Source organism: Rhodococcus sp. BP22 (assembly GCF_014281965.1).
Lineage (GTDB): Bacteria > Actinomycetota > Actinomycetes > Mycobacteriales > Mycobacteriaceae > Rhodococcoides.
Window position 1 is genome coordinate 438,870 of the sequence record NZ_JACFTB010000003.1, and the last position, 25,573, is coordinate 464,442.

Here is a 25,573-nt window from a genome sequence, read left to right on the forward strand (position 1 = left end):
TCGCTGGGACAAACAGTGCTCTCGATGCTTGACTGACAGCCCGTAGTAGCGATTAGACGAAAAGGAAGACAGCTCAGTGACGTCACTTCTCGGTCGGATCACGCACAACTCAGCCACACATGACGCGGCCCTCGACCGTATCGCTTCGGCCACCAAGGACCTGGAACCACCTTTCGCTGCCGTGGACTCGGTTGCATTGGACTTCAACGCGTCCCAGTTGATTGCTCGTAGTAATGCGCTACCGGTTCGGGTCGCCAGCAAGTCGGTGCGATCGCGAGCGATACTCGGCCGTGTCCTCGGAAGGGATCGGGTCACCGAAACCACGGCCGGATCGAATATGGCTGCCGGGCAAGGGTTCCAGGGAATCATGGCGTACTCGACGGCGGAAGCATTGTGGCTCGCAGGCGCCGGTGATCAGCATGGAGTCGATGGCGTCGAGGACATCCTCATGGGGTATCCGAGCGTGGACACCACATCCCTTGCCGCGATCACCCGTGATCCGGTGCTGTCTTCACGCATCACTCTCATGGTCGACGACGTCGCACACCTCGACATCATTCGGGCCGCAGCCGGTTCCGATCGACTCGCCCCGCGCATCTGTATCGATGTCGATGCTTCGCTGCGGATCGGACCCGCTCATATCGGGGTGAGGCGCTCGCCACTACGTGAGCCGGCGCAGGTCGCCGACTTCGCACGCATCGCGCATGCACGAGGCTTCCACGTCGTCGGAGTGATGTTCTACGAAGCCCAGATCGCGGGGTTGCCGGACTCGAATCCCGCTGTCGAGCTGATGAAGCGGCTGTCGGCATCGGAGCTTCTGGTACGGCGCCGGGCAGTGGTCAGCGCAGTGACCGACATTGTCGGGCCTTTGGAAATCGTCAATGGTGGTGGCACCGGTTCACTCGAGGTGACCTCGGCGGACCCCGTCGTCACCGAGGTCACCGCCGGTTCGGGGCTTTTCCTGCCCGCTCTGTTCGATCGCTACAAGGCTTTTCCTTCGAATCCGGCCCTGTATTTCGCATTGCCGGTTCTCCGCAAGCCCACCGCGTCGATCGCGACAGCATTCAGCGGCGGGTACATCGCCTCGGGTCCGGTGTCGGCTACGCGAGTGCCGTTGCCTGTCGGGTTCTCGAATGCGGTGCGCGGGGTGACGCGCGGCGGGTTGAAGCTGATCCGAAACGAAGGTGCAGGCGAGGTTCAGACGCCGCTGCGTGGTGCCGAGTCGGTTGCGATCGGTGACCGAATCTGGTTCCGTCACGCCAAAGCAGGTGAAGTGTGCGAGCGCTTCGACACGCTGTACGTCATCGACGCAGACGGTGGACGGACTGCCGTCCCGACCTACCGAGGAGAGTCGAAGAACTTCGGCTAGTCATGCCCGCTGTTGCCCCTGCCCGCTGTTACTCAGTGCCATGAAGGTTCCCAATGTGACGAGCCCGTCGGGGGTTGTGGGTAGGTGCTGAGTGAGACTGCGGGACCGGATGAGAAATGCGGCCCACTGGCCACGCGAGATTGCCACGTTCAGTCTGTTGCGTGAGAGCAGAAATCCCATTCCGCGGGGGACGTCGTCGACGGACGAGGCGGCCATCGAAACGAGGACCACCGGAGCCTGACGGCCTTGAATCTTATCGACGGTTCCCACCATTACCTCGTCGAGGCCGACCTCTGCGAGATGGGCGAGGATGACAGCGACCTGCGCGTTGTATGCGGCGACGACGAGAAAGTCCGATGCCGCGAGCGCTCGGGTCCCCTCGAATGACGCAGGGTCCGTCCACTCGTTGCCGATCAGCCCCTGAATGCGAGTGGCGATCTCCGCGGCTTCTTCCGGGGAGCCCGTCGAGTTCCCGTGATGATCGACAAGGACGGTGTGCAGGCCGGGGGCGAGTCCGTCGAGGTTCCGTGCCTCGGTCACCTCGCAGTTCGACTCGAGGCGCCCCTCGTACGCCAGCGCCGATACCGGCGCGCACAGTGCCGGATGCATACGCCACGTGGTGGCCAGGAAGTAGCCGCGGTCGGCAGGAAGGGCGCCGTGTCCGGCAGCGAGCCAACCGAGCGCCGATCGGTCGACGGGTTCGGGGTGGGTTCCCTGGCTTACCTGGGGGAGTTGTTGCGGATCACCCAGCAGTAACAGATTTCGAGCTGCACCGGCGACGGCGATGGTGTTGGCGAGTGAGAATTGGCCGGCTTCGTCGATCACGAGAAGATCGAGCGACCCAGGCACTACCCGGGTGGAATGCGAGAAGTCCCATGCCGTCCCGCCGATGACGCAGCCGCGATCTGCGTCGGCAACGAAGCCCGGGTACTCGGTTTCTTTCAATACGGTCTGTTCGGTCGGTGCTTTCTTACCGACGGACCGGGCGTCGACTCCTGCCTTGACGACGGTGGCCAGAAGATTGTCGACCACCATGTGTGATTGTCCGACAACTCCGATGCGCCAATGATGCTCGCGCACAAGGTGGGCTATCACCTTGGATGCGGTGTAGGTCTTTCCGGTTCCGGGCGGGCCTTGAACCGCAAGATACGAGTGGTCGAGGTCCAGAAGCGCTGCAGTGATGGCCGAGGCATAGTCGCTTCCGTTTACGGGTGGAAGCCGATTGCCCGATGTGGTTCGAGGTGGTGACAGCGCCATCAGATCGGCCACGGCGGTCAGTGGCAGATCGGGCAGCGTGTCATCGACCTCGGTGGCGGCGGTCACGATCGCGGACTCGAGGCTTGCGGTGGGTACGGGTCGGTCCGGAGCTGTCGCGATCGGAGCATCGCAATACGGCTCGGTGCCCGCTCGCAGAGATTCCTCGACGATGACGGCATCTCGGGTGCCGGCGAACCCGACGTCGACGATCTTCGCCATGGATGAACCACGATGGGTCGGGTGAAGCTTGTCCAACCCCTCGGGTGACGGATTGTCGTACAACAATCTGACCGTATGACCGACTCCGCCGATGACATCATTGGACAGTTCACCGACGAGTCTCAGTTTTCTACGTAGAACTCGTTGACGTGGCGCGGTTTTCATCCAATCGTGGAGAACTTCTACGTGATCGATCTTCATGACGTCGGCGGCGTCGGCCCACTCGTCGACAGGGTCGGTCAGTCTGTCGAAGTGCGCCCACCAGAAAGGCTTACGTTCGCGTCGGTGGAAGCCGACGGCGCCCGCGTACATGGCAACCGCCTGTTGAGCGGGTGTTCGATTCCAGGGGAGGCCGGCGTACTCGCCGAGTGAGATTTCCAGTGGGGTTGCAGTGTCTTCCCGTTCTACGACCGGTTCGCTCGGCTTGCGGGGGGTCACCCCGGCGTCGGAAGCCCTGGCGAGAAGCCAATCGCGGAGCTCGATCGTCGAGATGCAGTCAGTCCGGTTGTACTCGGCGATCTCGTTCAGTAGTTCCGCCGCCGCGGCATCCTCGCCTGCATCGCGGAACTCGCACCAGTGTGCGTACTCGACGATCGAAGCGGCCGCATTCGTGACGTCTCCCGATCTGTCCTCGGGCATGTACAGCGGTTCGAGCTTCTTGATGCTGTACGACCTGGCACCGATGCGGACGGACTTGCGGACGATCGGATACAGATCCACTAGGACCTCGTGCCGTAGCAGGTCGTCCACGACGTCCTCGCCGACGCCGTACCGGCCTGCAAGCCGAAGTAACGCGGTCTTCTCGTACGGGGCGTAGTGGTAGACGTGCATGTTCGGGTATTCGGCGCGCCGGGCCGTGACGTAGGCGAGGAAATCGATCAGCGCCTGACGTTCCTGGTTGCGATCGTGTGCCCAGAACGGCTCGAACGACATATCCGTGTTCAGAACACCGAAGAGGTACTCCAGACCCCAGTCGTTCGGATTTGCCGGATCGGCCCAGAGCGGGTCGCCTTCGAAGTCGAAGAAGATGTCACCGGGGTCTGGTTCTGGGATCGAGCCGAGAGCCTGAGCGTCGAAGATGTCGAATTCGGCGGCGCCGGTGCACTCCTGACGCACCTGCAGTGCAGCCTGCGCCCGCAGACTCGTCGATGTTCTGTCCGACATGCCTTCCACTGGACCGGCCGAGGCGGCGAGCTCTTCGATCGTCGAGATGCCTGCGTCGATCAGTCGCTCACGCGCCGAACTGCGCATACCCGCAACAAGAATCAGGTCTCGGTGTTCCTCGACCTGCACCGAGCAGGTATCGCACCGGCCACACGCGGAATATTTCGTATCTGTCCACCCGACGGCGGTCCCCTCCGCCTGATGTTCGTCGAGTATGCGTTGAAGGTTCTCGCGGGACTGCCGATAGACGGCAAGTATTTCGGTGAGGGTGTGGCTCGAAGTGCTGCCGTCGCCGAGCATCAGATGCACGTGATCGGACGGCGTGATTCCACCGCGCTGCAGTGAGTCGGCGTACGCCGCCAACTGGAGTAGAGCAGGAACCTTTGCATGACGAGACAATTTGGTGTCGTAGACGCCGTAGCGGTCCCCGTCGGCAACCAGAAAGTCGCAGAATCCAAGGAATCGGCCGTCGAAGAAGGTCGCCTGATAGAGCACCGGGGTGCGGGAGGTCAAGGCCGTGAACGTCGACCAGTCGGCGTCGACGAGTTCTTGACGGGTGCGGCCCGGCCTCTCCATCGTCAGCACTCCGCCCGGGAACTGTTCTTCGAACCGTGCCAACTGCGTGCGTTCGTGTGCCAGGCCGAGTGCTGATGTTCGCTCCAGCATCGGATCGGGTTCGGCGGCAATACGCGGCACGAGCCCGTTCAAGCTGTCGAGTTTTCTTAGCAGGCCGAACTCGCAGGACGCGGCCGCCGCGAGGTCGCTGGCGCTGTAAATTACCTGATCGTCCAAGAGGAACACGCGCATAACTGTAGGGGAATGCACCGACACGAAAGCGAAACAGGCAAGATGGTCCAATGCCGTTTTTCGAGGGAGTCACTGGTGCCGTCCATTACCGATCATGGACGACGGCACACCCCCGTCTCATCGTGGTGTTCCTCCACGGTTTGGGACAGAACAGCGGCCACTACCATCGGTTCGCACGGGTGATGAACGGTCTCGACATCGATGTATGGGCCATCGACCACGTCGGCCACGGTCTCACCGAGGGCGAGTTGTCCGATGCGTCGCAGATCGAAGGTCTTGCTGACAATGCCCTTCAACTCGCGGCGATCGCGCAGTCCGAGCGTGACGGCATCCCGGTGGCGCTGATGGGGCATTCGCTGGGCGCGGCAACAGCAATTGCCGCTCTCGACAAGGATTCGAGCCGGTTCACTTCGGCGGTGTTGTGTGCGACCCCGAAGTCGGTCGTCGGTGCAGCCGGCGCGGATCTGTGCAGCTCGACCGTGCCCGTCCTGGCGCTGCACGGCATGGACGACCGGATGGCGTCGATAGACGCTGTTCGCACGTGGATTCCATCGGTGCCGGGTGCTCAGTTGAAGGAGTACGAGAATGCCGGTCATGATCTGTTGCACGAGAAAATCCACCGGACCGTCTCGCTCGACGCTGCCGAGTTCATGCTCGGCTGTATAGACACAGCTGTATAGCCACAGCTGTATGGACATAAAGGTGTGACGTGCATGCCCGAACAGCAGACATGCACGTCACACGGTAAGTCAGCTGTAGATCGACTCGATGACCGAGCCGCGCTCCTGGTGAATGATGTTTCGCTTGAGCTTGAGCGTCGGTGTCAGCTCCCCGGTCTCCACCGTGAAGTCCTGTTCGAGGATCTTGTACTTCTTGATCTGCTCGGGCTTGGAGACCTTCTTGTTCGCTTCGGCGACGGCCTTGTCGATCTCGGCAACGAGATCGACGTGGGTCGACAGTTCCGCGAAGTCGACGGTCTCGGACAGCCCGTGGCGTTGCTTCCAGCCGGGAAGTGACTCCGGGTCGAGGGTGATCAGCGCGCCGATGAAGGGCTTGGCGTCGCCGACCACCAGGGTCTGACTGATGAGTGCGTGCGCTCGCAGTGCGTCCTCGAGCACCGCGGGTGCAACATTCTTCCCGCCCGCAGTGACGATGATTTCCTTTTTACGCCCGGTGATGGAGACGTAGCCGTCCTGGTCGATGGTGGCCAGGTCTCCGGTGTGGAACCACCCGTCGACGATGGACTCGGCGGTGGCCTTGTCGTTGTGCCAGTAGCCGCTGAAAACGACTGGTCCCTTCAGGAGAAGTTCCCCGTCTTCGGCGACCTTGACCGCGTGGCCGTTGATCGGCTTGCCGACCGTGCCCACGCGCTGCTCGGCCGTGGTGTTGACGGTGACCGCCGCGCTGGTCTCGGTGAGGCCGTAGCCCTCGTAGACGGGGACGTCGATGCCGCGGAAGAAGTGACCGAGACGTGCGCCGAGGGGTCCGCCGCCCGAGACAGCTCTCACACACTTGCCGCCGAGGGCCGCACGCAACTTGGAGTAGACGAGCTTGTCGAACAGCGCGTGCTTGAGATTGAGGACGAGACCGGCTCCACCCTTTTCCTTGGCCTCGCTCCACTCGATCGCGGTCGCAGCAGCCTTGTCGAAGATTTTGCCCTTACCGCCGTCGTGCGCCTTCTGCTTGGCGGAGTTGTAGACCTTCTCGAACACCCGTGGTACCGACAGGATGAAATCCGGCTGGAATACGGCGAACTGGTCGACGAGGGTTGTTACGTCGGCAGTATGACCGACGGTCACCTTGGACTCGAACGAGCCGAAGGAGATAGCCCGCGCGAACACGTGCGCCATCGGCAAAAACATGAGTGTTCGGTTGCCCTCCTTCATCGAATCACCCAGTGCCAGCTTCACGGCCTCCACCTCGGCGTAGAAGTTGGAGTGCGTCAGCTGAACGCCCTTGGGACGGCCGGTGGTGCCGGAGGTGTAGATCAGCGTCGCCGGCGAAGATGCCACTACCTGCTTGCGACGGGTGTGCAGTTCGTCATCGGTCACCGCTGCGCCGCGCTTGCTCAGTTCTTCGACTGCGTCTGCGTCGATCTGCAGTACCTCACGCAGTTCGGGGGCACCCTCGATGACCTCTTTCAACGCCTCGGCATGTGCCGGGGATTCGATGAACAGGATTTTGGTAGCAGAATCTTCGAGAATCCACTGAGCTTGGTCGGGCGAGGACGTCTCGTAGATTGCGACTGTGCATCCACCAGCCGTCCAGATCGCGTAGTCCAGAAGAACCCACTCGTAGCGGGTTGCGGACATGATGGCGATTCGATCGCCCAGTTCGACTCCCGAGGCAATGAGGCCCTTGGCGACTGCAGATACTTCCTTGGCGAACTGAGCTGCGGTGACCTCGGTCCATTTACCGTTCTGCATCCGCAGGAACGGTACGAGGTTGGGGCACTCCTTTGCGTACCGGAACACCGAGTCGGCCATGGATGCGTCTTCGGGAATGGTGAACGACGCGGGTACAGAATATTCTCGCACTGTGGGACCCCTCCGGGAATATGGCGTAACAGATGTGCATTTCATCACACTCTTGGCCGACATGCATCACCGATGGGGTGTCCGGATTGCGTACTTTCGGCCAGATCTACCGAGTTTTGATGTAACTCTGGGTGCACCATAACCGTTGTGGCACGGAGTTCGAGGCTTCTCTCCCGCAATGCCCCGCAATCACCGTCGGTCGGATCGAAGGACGAACATTGCTCCGACCGGTGGTGTCCAACCACGAATTCGCCGCACTCGGTCCACTGGGTCGGTTGCAGGGACTAAACTGGGTTGCATATGAGCACAACAGAGCCGAATCAGGATGCCGCCGTGACGAGTGACGAAGCAATTTCGAATAGGTCGGCACCGGCGCCCACCGACTCGACCCCCGCCCCGGACGCTGCGTCCGAAGAAGCTCCGCAGCTTACTTTCGCCGACCTCGGAATCGAGGAACGTGTTCTGCAGGCACTGCGGGACGTGGGATACGAGACACCGTCGCCCATTCAGGCGGCCACCATTCCGCCGCTGATGGCAGGCAACGACGTCGTCGGATTGGCTCAGACCGGTACCGGCAAAACCGCGGCGTTTGCGGTGCCGATCCTCTCGCGGCTCGACGTGTCGCGGCGTGTTCCGCAAGCGTTGGTGTTGGCACCGACGCGTGAGCTCGCGCTGCAGGTGGCCGAGGCGTTCGGCAAGTACGCCTCGCACATCCCTGGCCTGCACATCCTGCCTATCTACGGCGGTCAGGCATACGGTATTCAGCTCTCGGGCCTGCGCAAGGGTGCGCAGATCATCGTGGGTACCCCCGGTCGCGTCATCGATCACCTGGAGAAGGGCACTCTCGACCTGTCCGCCCTCGAGTATCTGGTCCTCGACGAGGCCGACGAGATGCTCAAGATGGGCTTCCAAGAGGATGTCGAGCGAATTCTCTCGGATACACCCGAATACAAGCAGGTCGCTCTCTTCTCTGCCACGATGCCTGCTGCGATCCGCAAGATCTCCAAGCAGTACTTGCACGATCCTGTCGAGATCACCGTCAAGACCAAGACCTCGACGGCACCGAACATCACGCAGCGCTACGTACAGGTCGCACATCAGCGCAAGCTGGAAGCACTGACACGGATCTTCGAAGTCGAAGAATTCGAAGCGATGATCATGTTCGTCCGAACCAAACAGGCCACCGAGGAGCTTGCCGAGAAGCTGCGCGCACGGGGATTCTCCGCAGCCGCGATCAACGGTGACATCGTTCAGGCTCAACGTGAGCGGACCATCGGTCAGCTCAAGAACGGCCAGATCGACATTCTCGTTGCCACCGACGTCGCGGCGCGTGGTCTCGACGTCGATCGCATTTCACACGTCATCAACTACGACATTCCGCATGACACCGAGTCGTACGTGCACCGCATCGGTCGTACCGGGCGAGCGGGCCGAGCCGGTCAGGCCTTGCTGTTCGTAGCGCCACGGGAGCGTCACCTGCTCAAAGCGATCGAGCGTGCGACGCGTCAGCCGATCACCGAGATGCAGTTGCCGAGTGTCGACGACGTCAATGCGCAACGCGTCACCAAGTTCGGGGACTCGATCACCGAGAGCCTCGAGAGCGAGAATCTCGCTCTGTTCCGCCGGCTCGTCGAGGATTACGTGCAGGCGCACGACGTCCCGCTCGCGGATATCGCAGCAGCGCTCGCCGTGCAGTCCCGCGACGGTGAAGCGTTCCTGCTCAAGCCCGAGCCGCCCGCCCCGCCGCGCGCACCCCGGGAGCCACGCGAGCCGAGGCCTCCGCGTTCGTTCGACGCAGACGCGGCCGATTCTCATCACCGCAAGACCGGTCAGGAAATGGCGACGTACCGGATCAGCGTCGGCAAGCGTCATCACGTCGCGCCGGGCGCCATCGTCGGAGCTATCGCGAACGAGGGCGGACTGCGCCGCAGCGATTTCGGGCACATCAGCATCAGACCTGATCACTCGCTCGTGGAACTGCCCGCGGACCTGGCCGACGAGACGGTCGAAGCGTTGCGTCGTACTCGGATCAGTGGGGTGCTGATTCAGCTGACCCCCGACTCCGGGCCTCCCGGACGCAGTGGCGGCGGCGGCAAGTTCAAGGGCAAGCCCAGGCGCTGAGAAAGCCGATAAGTAGACAGACACCGTCTGCCTACGCAACGCACCCTGTTTCAGACGGTGCGACGCGTAGGTGGGCGGTGTTTTTCTTGGGCGGTGTTTTTCTTGGGTGGACCCGCCTTCGTCAGCCCGTGATCCGCTGTAGAAACTGTCTGGTCCGCGGCTCGGTCGGATTGACCAGAACTTCCTGCGGCGTTCCGCGCTCGAGGACGATGCCGTCTTCGATGAAGAGAACTTGATCGGCGACCTGCTGGGCGAAGCGAATTTCGTGGGTGACGATCACCATCGTCCACCCCTGCGCTGCGAGATTCTTGATGACGGCGAGTACTTCGCCGACCAGTTCGGGATCGAGGGCGGAGGTCGGCTCGTCGAACAGCATGAGCTTCGGTCGAAGCGCCAACGCTCGGGCGATCCCAACGCGCTGCTGTTGGCCGCCGGACAGTTGGAACGGGTATTGATCGGCTTTGGCTTCGAGACCGACCTGCTCGAGCAGAATGCGGGCGTCGGCGATCGCTTCGTCTTTCGGACGTTTCTGGACGATCACCGGACCTTCGATGATGTTCTGCAGGACGGTTTTGTGTGGGAACAGATTGTGGCTCTGGAAGACCATTCCGCTTTGCGCTCGGAGGAGTCGAAGCTCTGCTGCGGACACTGTGGTTGCGAAGTCCACAGAGACGTCACCGATCCGGATCGACCCGGAATCGGCGGGGTCGAGTGCATTCAACGATCTGAGCACCGTCGTCTTGCCGGAGCCGGACGACCCGATGATCACGGTGACGCTCCCCGCCGGGACGGAGAAGGAGACGTCGCACAGCACGTCGATCTTGCCGAACGATTTCTTGAGTGCCTTGACTTCGAGAAGGTCGGTCATTTCGCCACATACCTGTCGAGTCGTACTTCGAGTTTTCCTTGGAAGAACGAAAGAATCATGCAGATCACCCAGTAGTACAGAGCGGCGACGCTGTAGAGAGCGAAGAAGTCGAACGTCGGTGCGGCTGCCAATTGGGCGACGCGGAGCAACTCGGTCACCAGGATGGTCGATGCCAGCGAGGTGTCTTTGACGAGTGAGATCAACGTGTTCGACAGCGGCGGCACGGCGGTACGTAATGCCTGGGGAAGAATGATGCGCTGCAGCGTCGTGCGGTAGCCCATGCCGATGGTCTGCGACGCTTCCCATTGACCCTTCGGCACGCTGAGGATGGCTGCTCTGATGACTTCGGCCGCATAGCCGCCGACGTTCAAGCTGAACGCGACCACCGCAGCTGGGAACGGGTCGATCACCACTCCGAACTGCGGCAGCGCGTAGAAGACGATGAACAACTGCAGCAGTAGCGGCGTGCCTCGAACGATCGAGACGTAGAAGCGAGCTGCCGCAGACAGTGCCTTTCTCGAGGAGATGCGAGCCAATGCAACTGCGAGGGCGATGACGAGCCCGATGACGAAGCTGATGGCCGTCAGCGGGATTGTCATCGTCAGCGTTGCCTTCAACATCGGCCATAGATTGTCGAGGATCAGATCGAGTTTGGATTGCGGTTCGACATCCGAGGCGTCCGATGTCGGCACCTGGGTATCTGCGGTCGGTGCGGCGACGGCAGAACCGAAGTACGTGGTGGAGATCCGATCGAGCGTTCCGTCCGCCTGCAACGTGTCGATCGCATTGTCGATTTCGTCCATCAGGCCGCTGTCTTTGCGGGCTGCGAATGCCTGGTAGCTGGTGTCTCCGGTCTGTGCCGCCACTTTGACGCCGGTGTCGCCGGTCTGTTTCAGATACTCGGCGATGGCGAGGCTGTCGTTGACGGTGGCGTCGACACGCCCGTCTTTGACGAGGGTGACTGCCTGCACGAACCCTTCGACGGCTTCGACTTTCGCGCCAGCGTCTGCGGCGACCTGGGCCCAGTTGCTGGTCGATGATTGTGCAGTCGTTTTGCCGGCGAGGTCTGCGACCGAGGTGATCGCGGTGCTGGTCGCCGAGTCGAGTATTTCGCCCTCGGAGACCGTGTACGGCTTGGACAGGTCGTACGCATTCTGTCGATCAGGGTTGATCGTGACCTGATTGGCGATCAGGTCGAAGCGCCCGGATTGAAGTCCGGCGAAGATCGAGTCGAACGGCGTTTGTACGTACTCGACGCGGACGCCGAGTTCGCCCGCGACTGCATCGACCACGTCGATGTCGTATCCGGTGAGTTGTCCGTTCGCGCCCTGAAAGCTGAATGGGCTGTAGGTACCTTCGGTACCGACGACGAGGACTCCGTTGTCCTTGACCGTATCGATCAGTGGTCCGGTCGAGGAGCCACAACCGGCAACGGACATCAGTGCGACCAGCACGGCCAGCAGAGCGAGCACTTTGCGATGCACTTCGAGGAAGGCCTTCCGTCATCTCGTTCGGTAGAGGAAACCTACCCGTCGATCTCTATTTCCGCCGATATCACGACGGCGTTGTTCATCGGTAGTGCTGCCGTTCCGATGGCACTGCGCGCATGGGCTCCGACTTCGGGGCCGAACACTTGCAGGATCAGATCGGAGAAGCCGTTGATGACTGTCGTCGTCTGGGTGAACCCGTGATCGGCGTTGACCATTCCCGAGACGGTGAGCCAGGCACTGATTCGATCGAGGTCGCCGATAGCGCGTTGCACGCTGGCGAGTATCGCCAGGGCTGTGTCTCGTGCCGCGTCAGTGGCCTCGTCGAGGGAGATGTGCGACGGCACCGCGCCGAAGGGGCCTGCCATCGAGCCGTCCGACCGCTGCGGTGAGTGACCCGTGACGTACACCCGGTTGCCTCGTACACGAACCCATTCGAAGGAGAATTGGAATCCCGGCGGCGCGTGAGCCTCGGCGGGAAGGACGAATCCCAGTTCTTCCAACTTGCGTTCGATGTGCATTTCAGTGATACCTCCGTGCTGGAATTCCGTTGATCGTGCGCACAGTCCATCCAGTCTCGTCGCGGACCAGGGTGGACACCCCGGCGTTGAGGATGCGCGGCGACGGTACGCCGCGGATGGCACCGAGAATCGCCCGGATGATGCCGCCGTGGGCGACCGCGATCACAGAGGAGTCCTGATACGTCTGCGCGATCATCTCGACGGCGCGCATTCCTCGCTCGATCAGGGTGCCGCGCGGTTCCAGCCCTGGATACAGTCCGTCCGGCCAGTGTGAGTATGCGTCGTAGTCGGTGAATCCCTCGGCCTCGCCGAAGTGTCGTTCGGCGAGATCGGGATAGGTGGCGCTGCGTTCGATCCCGAGATGCGATCCGATGATGTCCGCTGTCTCCGAAGCCCTCGACAATGGCGAACTCACCAACAGGTCCCAGGTGTGGCCCTCGAGTTCGTACACGGCCTCGCGGGCCTGCGCGCGGCCGGTCGAGTTGAGTGGGATATCCGAGGAACCTTGGAGGCGACCGTGCAGATTCCAGTCGGTTTCGCCATGTCGAACCAGTGCCAGCAAAGTCATAGTGTCCGGAGAGTATCCCAGCTACTGGAGAGTACGGTCGAAAGAGACAACGTGGTCGAGTCCGGAGGGACCAAAATGAATCTTGCCCTGACAGAGAAGGAAGCCGCATTTCGTGACGAAATGCGGACTTTCTTCACCACTGAGATTCCCGCCGAAATACGCGAGAAGAGCAAGGTGGGCATCGAGCTGAGCCGTGAAGACATGGTGACGACGATGCAAATCCTCAATGCGAACGGTTTGGCTGTTCCGCATTGGCCTGCAGAGTTCGGCGGTAGGGATTGGACGCCGGTTCAGCGTCACATCTGGCTCGACGAGATGCAGCTGGCCTCGGTGCCCGAGCCACTGGCATTCAACGCCTCGATGGTCGGACCGGTGATCGCTACTTTCGGCTCGCAAGAGATGAAGGAGAAGTTCCTTCCGAAGACGGCGAATCTGGATATCTGGTGGTGTCAGGGATTCTCCGAGCCCGAGGCAGGATCGGACCTTGCATCGCTGCGAACGACTGCCTTGCGCGACGGTGACGACTACATCGTCAACGGCCAGAAGACGTGGACGACGCTGGGGCAGTACGCGGACTGGATCTTCGCTCTCGTCCGGACCAACCCGGATGCGCCGAAGAAGCAGGCGGGGATCTCGTTCCTGCTGATCGATTTGAACACGCCCGGCATCACCGTGCGCCCGATCAAGTTGATCGACGGCAGCGTCGAGGTCAACGAGGTGTTCTTCGAAAACGTCCGTGTTCCAGCGGAGAACCTTGTGGGCGAGGAGAACCAGGGGTGGAGCTACGCGAAGTTCCTGCTCGGTAACGAACGCACCGGTGTCACCCGGGTCGGACACACGAAGGTTCGTCTGGAACAGGCAAAGAAGCATGCGGCCGCCACCGCCGTTGCGGGCGGCACCCTGCTCGAAGATCCGATCTTCGCGGCTCGGTTCGCCGAGCTCGAAAACGAAGTTCTCGCACTCGAACTCACACAGCTGAGAATGGTGTCGGGATCCTCTGACGGCAAGCCGAATCCGGCGTCGTCGATTCTGAAGCTTCGCGGATCGGAGCTGCAGCAGTCGGCGACCGAGATGTTGATGGATATCGCAGGACCCGATTCGCTTCCCTACGAGGCCGGCGACGACATCGACAGTCCAGGTTGGGCGCAACGTTCGGTTCCGACGTACCTCAACTACCGCAAGGTATCGATCTACGGCGGATCCAACGAAGTGCAGCGGCAGATCATCGCATCGACGATTCTCGGATTGTGAGGGGCAGGACATGGATTTCGAACTGAACGAAGAACAGAAACTCCTGCGTGACACCACTCGTGAGGTGCTGTCGAGGGCGTATGACACCGAAAAGCGAAACAAGATCGTCGCCGCCGAACCTGGTTGGTCGGTCGATGTGTGGAAGCAGCTCGCCGAAGTCGGGCTACTCGGACTGAGCTTCTCCGAGGACGACGGCGGCATGGATGCCGGTCCGGTGGAGATCATGGCCGTCATGACCGAGGTCGGACGTCGCCTCGCCCCGGAGCCGATACTCGATGCGGTGCTCGTGCCGGGCGGGTTGATCTCCGAGGTCGGAAGTGTCGATCAGCGTCGACGCGTCTTGCCCGGCGTAGCCGAAGGCAGCACCTTGCTTGCCTTCGCACACAACGAAACCGGCAGCCGTTGGCCGAACATCACGGTGAGCACTTCAGCGACCGAGGACGGCGGTTCGTGGTCCATCACCGGTACGAAGAATCCGGTCCCGTCAGGCGGCAGCGCCGATGTACTGGTGGTCAGTGCCACGCTTCCGGGCGGTGGGATAGGCCTGTTTCTCGTCGACGGCGATGCGACGGGGCTCGATCGCAAGTCCTACCAGACTCACGATGGCGGTCGGGCGGCCCAGATCACGCTGACCGATGTCGCAGCCGAACCGTTGGGTGACGGCGTAGATGCAAGCGCGGCCATCGTGGCTTCGGAGGTGAAGGCTCAGGCTGCACTGTGCGCCGAAGCTGTCGGTGCCATGGAAGAGGCATTGAGGTTGACGACGGACTATCTGAAGCAGCGCAAGCAGTTCGGTGTTCCGCTCGCCAAATTCCAGGCGTTGACGTTCCGGGCAGCGGATATGTACGTCTTGCTCGAACTGGCGCGCAGTATGGCGCTGTACGCGACGATGAATCTCGCGGACGACGTCGTCGATCCGCTCGTGGCTTCCCGTTCGAAGCTGCAGATATCCCGGTCCTCGCGCAAGCTGGGGCAAGAGGCGATTCAGCTGCACGGTGGTATCGGCGTCACGGCCGAATATCCGGTCGGACATTACGTCAGCAGGCTCGTCGCGATCGAGCACACTCTCGGTGGTGCCGACGAGCACCTGCGCGTGCTGTCGAAGTAGCGGAGTCCGACAGGTGAGTGGGAGTCGGAATGATTCCCACTCACCTGCGTGGGGAGCTGTCTCGGTGTTCGTTCTCCGTAAATTCTCCGTACCCCGAGTGTTCCCTTCGGCGGGTTTGGCTACTGTGAACTAGAGGGCATGCGAAAAGTGTGCCCACGAGAAGGCCGATCGGAAGCGAGACACCGATGAAGTCTCGGACGGCGGAGTACCCACGCCCGAATCATTGCCTCCTGCACCTGAGCGATACGCACCTTGTCGAGGGCGGTGATTTGTACGGTGGGGTGGACAGCACGGCCACGCTGCGTCGCATCCTTGCTGACGTCGAGACATCCGGGGTGCGGCCCGATGCACTGGTCTTCACCGGCGATCTCACCGACCGAGGTGAACCGGGTGCTTACGACACACTGCGGGCGCTGGTCGAGCCGGTTGCCGATGCGCTCGGGGCCCGGATCATCTGGGCGATGGGAAATCACGACGACCGAGCGACCTTTCGATCTCGGTTGCTCGACCAGGCTCCGACGACCGGCACGGTCGACCGTGTGCACGAGGTGGCAGGACTTCGCATCATCACGTTGGATTCGACGGTTCCCGGTCACCATTACGGTGAAGTGACACAGAGCCAATTGGATTGGCTTGCAGGCATTCTCGAAACGAAAGCCGAATTCGGCACCATCTTGGCAATGCATCATCCGCCCGTTCCTGCGGTGTTGGATCTTGCTGTGCTGGTGGAGTTGCTCGATCAGCGCCGACTCGCAGATGTACTCCGTGGCAGCGACGTCAGATCCATTCTGGCCGGCCATCTGCACTATTCGACGTCGGCGACCTTTGCAGGGATTCCTGTGTCGGTAGCGTCCGCTACCTGCTATACCCAGGACCTCAACGTCCCACCCGGTGCTACCCGGGGCCGCGACGGGGCGCAGGCCTACAACCTCGTCCACCTCTACGACGACAACGTCGTGCACTCGGTGGTCCCCATCGGAACCTACGAGACAGTCGGTGAATACGTCTCCGCCGAAGAGGTCGTTCGGCGTTTGGACGAGGCCGGGGTGACCATCGCCGAAAGCACGCGACGGCCGAGGTTCAGCAGTATTTAGCTCTCCCAGGGTGCGACGATGGGGAAGTACCTTTCGAGGAACTCGGTGACCCGACGGGTACGCACCTCGAGGTCGACCTCGGGAAAGCTACCGTCGTTGAGGCAGAAGAAGTCGATCGAGCGTTTGGGTAGAAGGTTCTCCATGGAGTGGAGTCCCGAATGCGACGTGGTGTCGATGTAGGTCACCTTGGCGTTCGTCTGCACCACGGCCCGGCCACTCATCAACGCGTAGTAGTGGTAAAGCGAGTTCGTAACCGAGATGTTGGTGCTGGCGCGAAAGACGCTTGCGGCAGTGGCAGCGAACTCGTCGGGAAACTCGTTCTCCATCTCTTGCATGACGCTTTTGCGCAGTGGCGTGGCCGCGTGTTCGAGGTGTCTGGTGGTCATCAGGCCGAAGCGGTCCTGCAGCAGTCGACGGTTGACCCGGGCGGCGTTCTCGAACCCGCTGCGATCTTCGTCGTTGTAGCCCAACCCGATTCGGGTGCCGGCTTCGATGAACATGCTGATGCCGCCGGGTGAGAAGAACATCTGCGGGCCGACCGGACGTCCGAAGAACATGTCGTCGTTGGAGTAGAGGAAATGCTCGGACAGTCCGGGGATGTGATGCAGCTGGGATTCGACGGCCTGTGAATTGTGGGTCGGCAGAACGGAAGTGTCGACGAAGAACGTTTCGCTCGGCACGAATGTCACGCGCGGATCTTCGGCGAGCCAGCTCGGTCGGTCGGAATCGGTTGCGACGAAAATTCGACGAATCCACGGTGCGTACATGTGGATCGAGCGAAGCGCATACTTCAATTCGTCGATCTGCCGAAATCGTGCGGGTGACGAGTCACCTTCTCCGACAACGTAGTTCTTCATGCGACGTGCGCGTTGAGCTTGGAATTCCGCGGAGGAGCCATCGACCCAGGAGAACACGATATCGATATCGAAATTGATGTCCGACGCGTGGTCGGCGAACATGTTCTCGATTGTCGGCCAGGTCTTTCCGAATCGTTCGACGGTTCCGCGTACTGCTTCGTCGCGTCGGATGGTGCGGCGGGTCAGCGAGTTCTCGACGGGAAGCACGATCTCCTGGGGAGAAAATGCCCACAGTTCGATCTGAACTGCCGTCGAGGCGCCGTAATACAGGCCACTGTTCGGTTCGATTCGTGGGCGGTAGAGCCGAAAGATTCGGGCGTCGGAGGCGGGCGACAATGATCCGTCGGCTACCAGCACCGTCTTGGCTCTCTTGATGTCGACGGTTTTGGAGTAGAACGGCTCTTGCATGCACGCGTCGACCAGAGCTGCGCGCAGTGCTTCGCGCTCGGCAGCATCTATGGCGATGACGGGTCGCTTGTCGTTTCCGCGAACCAGCAGGTATCGGATGCGGGCACTGTCGAGTGCAGCGCGGATGAACAGCAAATCGAAGACCATCGCCTGGTGGGGGGTCGTGGACGTGATCGACAAGGCGAATCTTCCGTCGTACGCAACCACATCTGTTCGGTCGGTCAGGCGTGCGACGGACTCGGGCGATTCACCGATCACCGGGTCGAGCGCGTCTTGCTCGGGGGCGACCAGATAGATCTCATGGGGCGTGGACGTCGAGGTAATGGTGACCCTTCCGGAAGTGGCGTGCGAGCCGAGAACCCCCGGAGCGTGCTGTCAGTGTATAGCGGAGTGAGTTGGAACTATGCGCGTGGCAACGAGCACCCCCACGGCCGCGCCTGCCACATCGAATGCCGTGTCGAGGAGGGAACCGCTACGGCCCAACGGCAGGACGGCCTGAAGGATCTCGGACGCTATCGCGAAAGTTGTCGTCCAGAGGACGGTCCGCAACGCCGACACCGCTGCGATACGTGAGGTGTACGCGAGTGCGAAGAAGAGCGTGAAGTGAATGATCTTGTCGCTGTGAGTAAATCCGCTGGGCACTCCCGACGCGGGGGTGAACAGAATGATCAGCGCGGCGATCAGCGCGAGAGCCAGTGGCACGTAGTAGCGCAATGGCAGAGCCATGTGAGAGCGCAGAGGCAGGGGCATCGCGATCACTCTAGATGCCCCGCCACTCCGGTCGATCCTGCACTCCGGTCGACCCTGTCGCGAGTCAGAGCTTGTGAAGCAACACGACGGTGTCGAGGCGCTCGACCTGCTCGCCGTCGGGGGTGGTTCCGGTTCGCGCACGATCCTCGGCGACGACGGTGAACCATTCCTCGGTGGGAAACAGTGCCTTGACCTGGTCGGCTGTGAACAGGATTTCGGCATGTCCATGCTGAGAGGCCAGGGCGTCGGAGGGGCCGTGTCCGACGATCAGGAGGTGTCCGCCCGATGTGACTGCGTCGCCGAAGCGAAGGACCGCAGGCTGGAACTGGGTGGGTGGCAGGTGGAAGAAGTGAGCACTGACCAGGTCGAACGACGCGGCCGGTGGGGCCCACTCGGTGAGATCGCGGTGAAGCCACTCCACGGTTCGATCGCCTTGTGCCTGCCGAGCACGTTCGAGGGCGATGGGGGAGATGTCGGCGCCGGTGGTCTTCCAGCCGTTGTCCGCGAGCCAGAATGCGTCGGCTCCTTCGCCGCTGCCGACGTCGAGGGCGCTTCCTGGTGTGAGCTTCGACGCCTCGGTGATCAGTACCTGGTTGGCGTGGCCGCTCCAGATATTCGGTCGTTCCGAATACAGGTTGTCCCAGAACGGTTGGTCGAATACTGCCTGAGCGTCGTCGTGTGTGTGCATGCCTACGAGAATGCCGACGCGTTCACGGATGCGCAAGCTTGTTTGCTGTTTCGGCAAGAATGGCCGGAAGGAGAGTCAGACATCGATGAGAACTTTTCCGGTCACGCCGTTCTGAACTGCCTCGTGCGCAGCGGCCGTGGCGGACAAGCTGAACCGGTGCAACGGTAGACCGGCGCCCTCGCCGACCTCTAGAACACCTGCACCTGCCGCAGCATTGACGTCTTCCTGAGCTGCCTTCAAGGCTGCTTCGCCGACGGTGTAGAGCAGAATGAACTGGTAGCGAGTGTTGAGCACCATGTTCGGTCGTACATCGAGGGTGATCGTGTCGCCGCCGTTGTTGGCGTACACGGCGATCGAGGCACGTGTGGAGGTGACGGCGGCATTCAGTTCGGCGTTCTGAGCCGGGGCGACCTCGACCACCAGATCGACCCCGTCCGGGGCGATGGCTCGGATCGAGGCAGCGGCATCACCGGTTGTGTAGTTGACTACGTGATGTGCACCCGCGGCGGTAGCGAGGGCCGCTTTTTCCGGGCCGCTGACGGTAGTGACGACCGTTGCTCCCGCCCAGCGTGCGAGCTGGATCGCCGCATGGCCGACCGCTCCCGCCCCGCCTGCAACCAGAACCGTCTTGCCGATGAGGGCACCGGGATGCAACCGCGAGGGGCCATCTTCGGCGACTGTCAGTGCGCGGTGGGCTGTCATGGCGGGCACACCAAGGCTCGCCCCGACGTCGAAACTCACGTGTTCGGGGAGTCGTACCACGCGTTCGGCTGGGACGACGGTGTATTCCTGTGCGGTTCCGGTCGGCCTCCGGTGCTGTGAGAGGTATAGCCACACCCGGTCACCGACGGCCAGACCTAGGACGCCGGTGCCTACCGCATCCACGGTCCCCGCTCCGTCTTGGTTGGGCACGACCTCGTCGAATTCGAGTTCGTCTCCGGGACGCGCGCCCGCCCGGTTCTTCCAATCGGTGGGGTTGACCCCGGATACGGCGACCTTCACTCGAACCTCGCCCGGGCCTGGTTCGGGTATCTCCCGGTCCACGAGATCGAGTACGGAGGTGTCGCCGGTCCTGGTGTATGTGATTGCCTTCATACCAGGGTGCAACGGGTTCGGTAGTAGTGGAAATTCCGGTGATGAAAATAGCCCAATCGGGTATGCACGTCGAACCAAGCGGGTATGCACGTCGAACACAGTCGGGTATGCACGTCGAAGTGGTCAGGTCACCACGCCATCTTCACCCGTATTTCGAAAGGACAATCCAGGTGAATCACGCCGGAGTACTCATCGACGCCTTCGATCGCATCAAAGGTGTCGTACACGACACCCTCGACGACATTTCTCCCGAGGCACTCACCTTCAGGCCGGACGCGGAGGCCAACACGATTGCGTGGCTGATATGGCACGCGACCCGCGTTCAGGATGATCACGTGGCCGGCGTCGAAGGAGGAGAGCAGGTGTGGACCTCGGACGGCTGGGAGAGCAGATTCGGCCTACCGTTCGAGAGCTCTTCGATCGGCTACGGCCACAGCGCTGACGATGTCGCTCGGGTGAGCGCCGACGCCGACCTACTCCGCAGTTACCACGACGCGGTGCACGCCAGGACCGTCGCATATCTCGGCTCGCTGACGGCCGAGGATCTCGATCGCGTCGTCGACGAGCAGTGGGATCCCCCGGTGACACTCGGCGTGCGACTGGTGTCGGTGGTGTCCGATGACCTCCAACACTGTGGACAAGCGGCCTATGTACGGGGCTTGTTCGAGCGGAAGTAGCTGCTCACCGTACGTCCGCTTCGCTCAGCCGAAACGCTTCTGCAGGTTGTCGAGGGTTTTCGCGATGTTTCGACGTTGGAACTGCGGGAACGTCTTTCCGCTCGTGGCGATTTTGTCGAATACGAGCGCTACGGTATCGGGCCACTTCGTGCGGTCGTCGGTCCATGTCTCGGTGACCTTGGTGCCACCGGGGGCCGGTTCGAAGTCGTACCGCCACGTCGCGTTGGCGCCCTTGAAGCGGGGAGTCTTCACGCCGATCGCGTGGACGCGGAACTCGAACGCCGACCCGGGATCTGCGACGGTGACGGTGCATCGGGTAATCCAGCGTGCACGCCCGCGCTTGTTCTTTCCGTCGAACACCATTCCGACGTAAGCGCTCTCGTGGGGATCGTGCACCACGGCGCCGAGATTCTCCGGGCTCCAGCTACCCATCTGCGTCGGATCGCTGATGGCGGCGTAGAGAGTGTCGGCGTCAGCGCTGACGACGGCGCTGTCGGACACTGTGAATTCGCGGGTCATGAAGTGGATCCTTTGCGTAGGCCTGGATGGTTACGAGCGAGGATGGGTACCAACAGCTTTCGTGGCGTCACCTGGGCGAATATCGACACGATACGGTTGATGGCGCCAGGTATCGCGACCATCTGCCCTTTCGCCATGCCGTCGACGGCGGTCTTTGCGACATCTTCGGGCGATATCCACATCACGGACGGAAGTGCAGCCTCGGCATCTTCTTTCGAAAAGCCTGCTGTCTCACCGAATCCGGTATCCACCGGTCCGGGGCACAACGCCGTCGCGGTGACTCCGGTTCCGTGCAGCTCGCCGCTGAGACTTTGTGTGTACGAAAGGACGAATGCCTTGCACGCGCCGTACCCAGCTTGACCGGGAACGGGCTGAAACGCCGCCGTCGATGCGACGTTCAGTACGGCACCGCGTCCTCTAGCCGTCATGCCTGGCAGAAATCGGCTGCAGAGGTCGGCAACAGCGGCCACGTCGACCTCGATCATGTTCAACTCGGCTTCCGGGTCCGAGGATGCGACCGGACCGAGCGTGGACAGTCCTGCGTTGTTCACCAGGATGTCCGGTACCAGTCCCAGTGCCTCGACGCGGCCCAGTAGTTCGCTTCGTGCAGATCGCTCGGACAGGTCCGCAGCGAGAACCTCGGCTCGGACTCCGCGTGAATTCAGTTCCTCGGCCAGCGCGCTCAACTTTTCGCCGCTTCGCGCCACGAGGGTCACCCCGTGCCCACGGTCGGCGAGTTCGCGGGCAATCGCTGCCCCGATTCCGGAGGAGGCCCCCGTGACGACGGCAGTGCTGTCGGGCGTAGGTCGAGGAAGGCTCATGGGTCTACCGTAGCGAAGCACGAGTTCGAGCACCCCTACTCACGAGCGCGATCAGAACACCTCTCGCTGGGATTCTTGTTCGAGCACCTGGTCGAGACCGGCGAGTCGGTTCATCGCCGACACCTGGCGCGCTGTTCGATGGTTCTTCGCCAGCCGCTCCCGATGGCGGTGTACGAACGACCAGTACCCGGCTGTGAACGGGCACGCGTCCGGGCCGAGGCGCTTCTTCGGGTTGTATTCGCACCCACCGCAGTGATCGGTCATGCGATCGAGGTATGCGCCACCCGATGCGTAAGGCTTCGTAGCGATCAGCCCGCCGTCGGCATGCTGGCTCATGCCGATCACGTTGACCGGCATGACCCAGGCGAATCCGTCGACGAATGCGGTGGCAAACCAGTCGGTCAATGCTCTCGGGTCGTATCCACGCTGGAGTGCGAAGTTGCCGAGAATCATCAACCTGGGGATGTGATGCACCCAGCCGCGCGCATTCAGTTCCGTCAGAGTGTGTGACAAGCACGCCGCGATCGGGTGTTCACCGTCGAGATCGGTGAACCACTTCGGTAGTGGCTCATGGGCATCGAGCTCGTTGCGGTCGAGGTAGTCGGGGCCGAAATGCCAGTACAGGTGCCATACGTACTCCCGCCAGCCGAGCACCTGGCGGATGAATCCTTCGACCGACGCGAGCGGGGCATCGCCGTCGCGCCAAGCCTGCTCGGCGGCCTCGACGACGTCGAGAGGTTCGAGGAGCCCCATGTTCAGCGGCACCGACAGAAGTGAATGTGCCATCGCCCAGTCTTGACTCATCACGGCGTCCTCGTATTTACCGAAGTCGGCGAGACGATAGGAGACGAAGTGCTGCAGGGCTTCCCGGGCCTCGCCGGCGGTCACCGCGAACAGTCGTGGGCCGTCCTGTCCGACGGTCGGGAGGGCGAGAGCATCCAGGTCTGCCCGGACGGAATCGTCGATGTCGTCCTCGGTCGGCCACCACGGCGGATCGATGCCGAGGGTAGATCGCTTCTTCGGAGGTGGTTCACGGTTGTCGGCATCGAGGTTCCACACTCCGTCGACCGGCTCTTCACCTGCCATGAGTACCTCGAAGCGTCTGCGCTGGTCGCGGTAGAACGCCTCGAGGCGGAACTGATTGCGATTGCCGGCCCACTCGGCGAAATCCATTCGGCTCAGCGCGAACATCGGTGTCGGCAACACATCCAGTACGACGCCCTCATCGAGAAGTTTCTGGACGAAACGCTCCGCAGCGTGCGAGGTGGGCTCGAACACCAGCACCGGCCGTCCGTACTGTTCGAGGCCGTCTCGGTACGTTTCGGTCTTCAGGTAGGTAGAGCGATCGCCCAGTTCCGCGGCGAGATGTCGCATCCCCGAGAGGACCAGATGCAACTTCTGTCGATGGAACGGACGTGTCCGGCACACTCGTGCACTCTCGATCAAGAGGACTTCGCGATGGATGTGCTCACTCGTCGAGTGAAAGTGCGGGCCGAGTTGATCACCGAACAACCAGAGCGGAGCGGAGGGGGCCATGGACGCAGAGTGCTCGAGTCGAGGGAAGCGCAAACTCTTCTCCGTCGGTCAGGTGCCTGTATTCGAACGCCGCGTGAGCTGAAAGTGAATCTTTACCCTCGTTGGCCAGCCGGACTTGACCGCGGCCTCTCGATCACATCAACTTGTGGCGTGACCGTGAAAAAAGGTGTGTCCAGGCGTGGATTTCTTCGGTCCTCGTCCATCGCAGTGGCAGCGGTCGGAGCAGCTTCGGCGGTCCCGGTTCTCGCTCACGCGCAACAGAGCTCGTTCGTCCCGTTCCAGCACGGTGTCGCCTCGGGTGATCCGACGCCCGAGGCCGTGATTCTGTGGACTCGGGTAACTCCGACTCCTGATGCCCTCCCCGGTTCCGGTATCGGGCCCGTGAGCGAGGTCCGATGGAGGGTGGCTACCGATCCGGAGCTGACGGCGATCGTCCGCAGCGGCACTGTGTCGACGAGCCCGGACTCCGATCACACGGTCAAAGTCGACGTCGACGGCCTTTCGCCTGCGACGACGTACTACTACAGCTTCGAAGTCCAGGGTGGCGACGCAGCGGGCACGCAATCCGTTGTCGGCACGACCCGCACGGCCCCGGCCAACGACGCCGAACTCGACGGACTCAGGTTCGGTGTCGTCTCGTGCTCCAACTGGGAGTCCGGATTCTTCGGCGCCTACCGCCATCTGGCCACGCGCACCGATCTCGACGCGATCATCCATCTCGGCGACTACATCTACGAGTACGAGACCGGTGGTTTCGCCGGCAAGAACGGCGTCGTTCGGCAGCACGATCCGGTGCACGAGATCGTCAGTTTGCAGGACTACCGGATCCGGCACGGTCAGTACAAGTCCGATCCGGATCTCAAAGCCGCTCACCTCGGGGTGCCGTGGATCTGCACGTGGGACGATCACGAATCGGCCAACGATGCGTACGACGGTGGCGCTCAGACTCATCAGCCCGAGACCGAGGGACCGTGGTCGGTTCGTAAGGCGAACTCGGTACAGGCCTATTTCGAATGGATGCCCGTACGCGCAGCCGGTACCCCGCAGAATCGCCACATCTACCGACGGTTGCGCTTCGGAACGTTGCTCGAGCTGTCGATGCTGGATTTGCGGACCTATCGGTCGCAGCAAGTGTTGCCATTCCAGGGCGGCGACGTCGATTCCCCGAATCGCACGATCACCGGGGCGGACCAGATGGAGTGGCTCACCGAGGGACTGGTGAGTTCGCCGACGCAGTGGAAGATCGTCGGGAATCCGGTCATGATCACCCCGGTTCTTCTTCCACCGCTCGAGAGCGAAGCGGCTGCCGCGCTGACCGGCCTGCTCGGGATTCCAGCTGGTGGGTTGCCGTACAACGCCGATCCATGGGACGGGTACACCGCGGACCGTAAGCGCCTGCTCGGCGCGATCGCAGAGAAGAACGTGCGCAACACCGTCTTCATCACCGGCGATATTCACTCTTCGTGGGCATGTGACGTTCCAGTCGATGCAGCACGCTACTTCCAGACCGGTGCCGTCGCCACCGAGCTCGTCGTCACGTCGGTGTCCTCGGCGAACATCGATGATCTGACGAAGACGGACCCGCACACGCTCAGCAGAGTCGCCGAGGCCGCATTGACCACGCTCAACCGTCATATCAAGTACGTCGATCTCGACAGTCACGGGTTCGGCGTCTTCGATGTGACGCCCGCGGGCGTCCAGATGGATCATTGGTACCTCGATGCCAAGGAAGACCCGCTCAGCGGCATCTATTGGGGTGCGGGATTCGCGGTTCCCGACGGGTTGGCGCGGGTGGATCCGGTAGCTCTACCCGTTCGCGCGTAGTCGCTCCTGACACCGACTCGGTACGCA

Annotated in this window: 21 protein-coding genes; 8 read left to right on the top strand and 13 right to left on the bottom strand. The window is 62.0% G+C overall.

Annotated elements, in window-relative coordinates:
- Positions 1-76 precede the first annotated feature (76 nt).
- Entirely contained in the window at positions 77-1,369 is a 1,293-nt protein-coding gene (locus tag H2510_RS09465) for an amino acid deaminase/aldolase (protein ID WP_315901308.1), read from the top strand.
- Here the strand turns inward: H2510_RS09465 and H2510_RS09470 are convergent, their stop codons facing one another.
- Entirely contained in the window at positions 1,370-4,810 is a 3,441-nt protein-coding gene (locus tag H2510_RS09470) for a bifunctional RecB family nuclease/DEAD/DEAH box helicase (protein ID WP_186628074.1), read from the bottom strand.
- A gap of 56 nt (positions 4,811-4,866) precedes the next feature.
- Between H2510_RS09470 and H2510_RS09475 the strand changes: the two genes are divergently transcribed.
- Positions 4,867-5,496, top strand: a complete 630-nt coding sequence (locus H2510_RS09475) for an alpha/beta hydrolase (protein ID WP_186628075.1) — start codon at positions 4,867-4,869, stop codon at positions 5,494-5,496.
- A 69-nt stretch (positions 5,497-5,565) separates the two neighbouring features.
- Here H2510_RS09475 and H2510_RS09480 read toward each other — a convergent pair whose 3' ends face one another.
- A complete protein-coding gene (locus H2510_RS09480; RefSeq protein WP_186628076.1) occupies positions 5,566-7,353 on the bottom strand; it encodes a long-chain fatty acid--CoA ligase in 1,788 nt (595 codons plus the stop codon).
- Between the two features lie 300 nt (positions 7,354-7,653).
- Here H2510_RS09480 and H2510_RS09485 point away from each other — a divergent pair, with 300 nt between their 5' ends.
- Positions 7,654-9,474, top strand: a complete 1,821-nt coding sequence (locus H2510_RS09485; RefSeq protein WP_222438470.1) for a DEAD/DEAH box helicase — start codon at positions 7,654-7,656, stop codon at positions 9,472-9,474.
- A 121-nt stretch (positions 9,475-9,595) separates the two neighbouring features.
- On the opposite strand, the gene H2510_RS09490 is transcribed toward H2510_RS09485, so the two are convergent.
- The 4 genes from H2510_RS09490 to H2510_RS09505 are packed head-to-tail and all read right to left on the bottom strand — an operon-like array spanning position 9,596 to position 12,918.
- Entirely contained in the window at positions 9,596-10,342 is a 747-nt protein-coding gene (locus tag H2510_RS09490; protein ID WP_186628077.1) for an amino acid ABC transporter ATP-binding protein, read from the bottom strand.
- Positions 10,339-11,826, bottom strand: coding sequence for an ABC transporter substrate-binding protein/permease (locus H2510_RS09495; RefSeq protein ID WP_315901309.1), 1,488 nt, complete (start codon positions 11,824-11,826; stop codon positions 10,339-10,341). The genes H2510_RS09490 and H2510_RS09495 overlap by 4 nt, the downstream gene beginning before the upstream one ends.
- A 41-nt stretch (positions 11,827-11,867) precedes the next feature.
- Positions 11,868-12,350: a RidA family protein gene (locus H2510_RS09500; RefSeq protein WP_186628078.1), complete on the bottom strand. Its 483-nt coding sequence runs from the start codon at positions 12,348-12,350 to the stop codon at positions 11,868-11,870.
- A gap of 1 nt (position 12,351) precedes the next feature.
- Complete coding sequence (locus H2510_RS09505; RefSeq protein WP_186628079.1) at positions 12,352-12,918, bottom strand: histidine phosphatase family protein; 567 nt, start codon at positions 12,916-12,918, stop codon at positions 12,352-12,354.
- Between the two features lie 75 nt (positions 12,919-12,993).
- On the opposite strand from H2510_RS09505, the gene H2510_RS09510 reads away from it, so the two are divergent.
- The 3 genes from H2510_RS09510 (at position 12,994) to H2510_RS09520 (ending at position 16,371) form a co-directional block, all read left to right on the top strand.
- Positions 12,994-14,169, top strand: coding sequence for an acyl-CoA dehydrogenase family protein (locus H2510_RS09510; protein WP_186628146.1), 1,176 nt, complete (start codon positions 12,994-12,996; stop codon positions 14,167-14,169).
- Positions 14,170-14,179: 10 nt separating this feature from the next.
- On the top strand, positions 14,180-15,277 hold the full coding sequence (locus H2510_RS09515) for an acyl-CoA dehydrogenase family protein (protein ID WP_186628080.1): 1,098 nt from the start codon (positions 14,180-14,182) through the stop codon (positions 15,275-15,277).
- 185 nt (positions 15,278-15,462) lie between these two features.
- A complete protein-coding gene (locus tag H2510_RS09520; RefSeq protein ID WP_186628081.1) occupies positions 15,463-16,371 on the top strand; it encodes a phosphodiesterase in 909 nt (302 codons plus the stop codon).
- Here H2510_RS09520 and H2510_RS09525 read toward each other — a convergent pair.
- From H2510_RS09525 to H2510_RS09540, 4 genes are all read right to left on the bottom strand, one after another.
- On the bottom strand, positions 16,368-17,783 hold the full coding sequence (locus H2510_RS09525) for a stealth family protein (protein ID WP_222438561.1): 1,416 nt from the start codon (positions 17,781-17,783) through the stop codon (positions 16,368-16,370). The genes H2510_RS09520 and H2510_RS09525 overlap by 4 nt on opposite strands.
- A 228-nt stretch (positions 17,784-18,011) precedes the next feature.
- A complete protein-coding gene (locus H2510_RS09530; protein WP_261392824.1) occupies positions 18,012-18,386 on the bottom strand; it encodes a VanZ family protein in 375 nt (124 codons plus the stop codon).
- Between the two features lie 64 nt (positions 18,387-18,450).
- Complete coding sequence (locus H2510_RS09535) at positions 18,451-19,074, bottom strand: bifunctional 2-polyprenyl-6-hydroxyphenol methylase/3-demethylubiquinol 3-O-methyltransferase UbiG (protein WP_186628082.1); 624 nt, start codon at positions 19,072-19,074, stop codon at positions 18,451-18,453.
- Positions 19,075-19,149: 75 nt separating this feature from the next.
- Complete coding sequence (locus tag H2510_RS09540; protein WP_186628083.1) at positions 19,150-20,169, bottom strand: NADPH:quinone reductase; 1,020 nt, start codon at positions 20,167-20,169, stop codon at positions 19,150-19,152.
- Positions 20,170-20,333: 164 nt separating this feature from the next.
- On the opposite strand from H2510_RS09540, the gene H2510_RS09545 reads away from it, so the two are divergent.
- Positions 20,334-20,846 (top strand): mycothiol transferase, encoded by a 513-nt coding sequence (locus H2510_RS09545; protein WP_397517346.1) that lies wholly within the window; start codon positions 20,334-20,336, stop codon positions 20,844-20,846.
- A 24-nt stretch (positions 20,847-20,870) separates the two neighbouring features.
- On the opposite strand, the gene H2510_RS09550 is transcribed toward H2510_RS09545, so the two are convergent.
- The 3 genes from H2510_RS09550 to H2510_RS09560 are packed head-to-tail and all read right to left on the bottom strand — an operon-like array spanning position 20,871 to position 23,722.
- Entirely contained in the window at positions 20,871-21,365 is a 495-nt protein-coding gene (locus H2510_RS09550; protein WP_186628085.1) for an SRPBCC family protein, read from the bottom strand.
- On the bottom strand, positions 21,362-22,186 hold the full coding sequence (locus tag H2510_RS09555) for an SDR family oxidoreductase (protein WP_186628086.1): 825 nt from the start codon (positions 22,184-22,186) through the stop codon (positions 21,362-21,364). Before H2510_RS09555 ends, H2510_RS09550 begins: the two co-directional genes overlap by 4 nt.
- A 51-nt stretch (positions 22,187-22,237) precedes the next feature.
- Positions 22,238-23,722 carry a cryptochrome/photolyase family protein gene (locus H2510_RS09560; protein WP_186628087.1) on the bottom strand — a complete coding sequence of 495 codons (1,485 nt, stop codon included), beginning with the start codon at positions 23,720-23,722 and terminating at the stop codon, positions 22,238-22,240.
- A 150-nt stretch (positions 23,723-23,872) separates the two neighbouring features.
- On the opposite strand from H2510_RS09560, the gene H2510_RS09565 reads away from it, so the two are divergent.
- Complete coding sequence (locus H2510_RS09565; RefSeq protein ID WP_186628088.1) at positions 23,873-25,546, top strand: alkaline phosphatase; 1,674 nt, start codon at positions 23,873-23,875, stop codon at positions 25,544-25,546.
- Positions 25,547-25,573 lie beyond the last annotated feature (27 nt).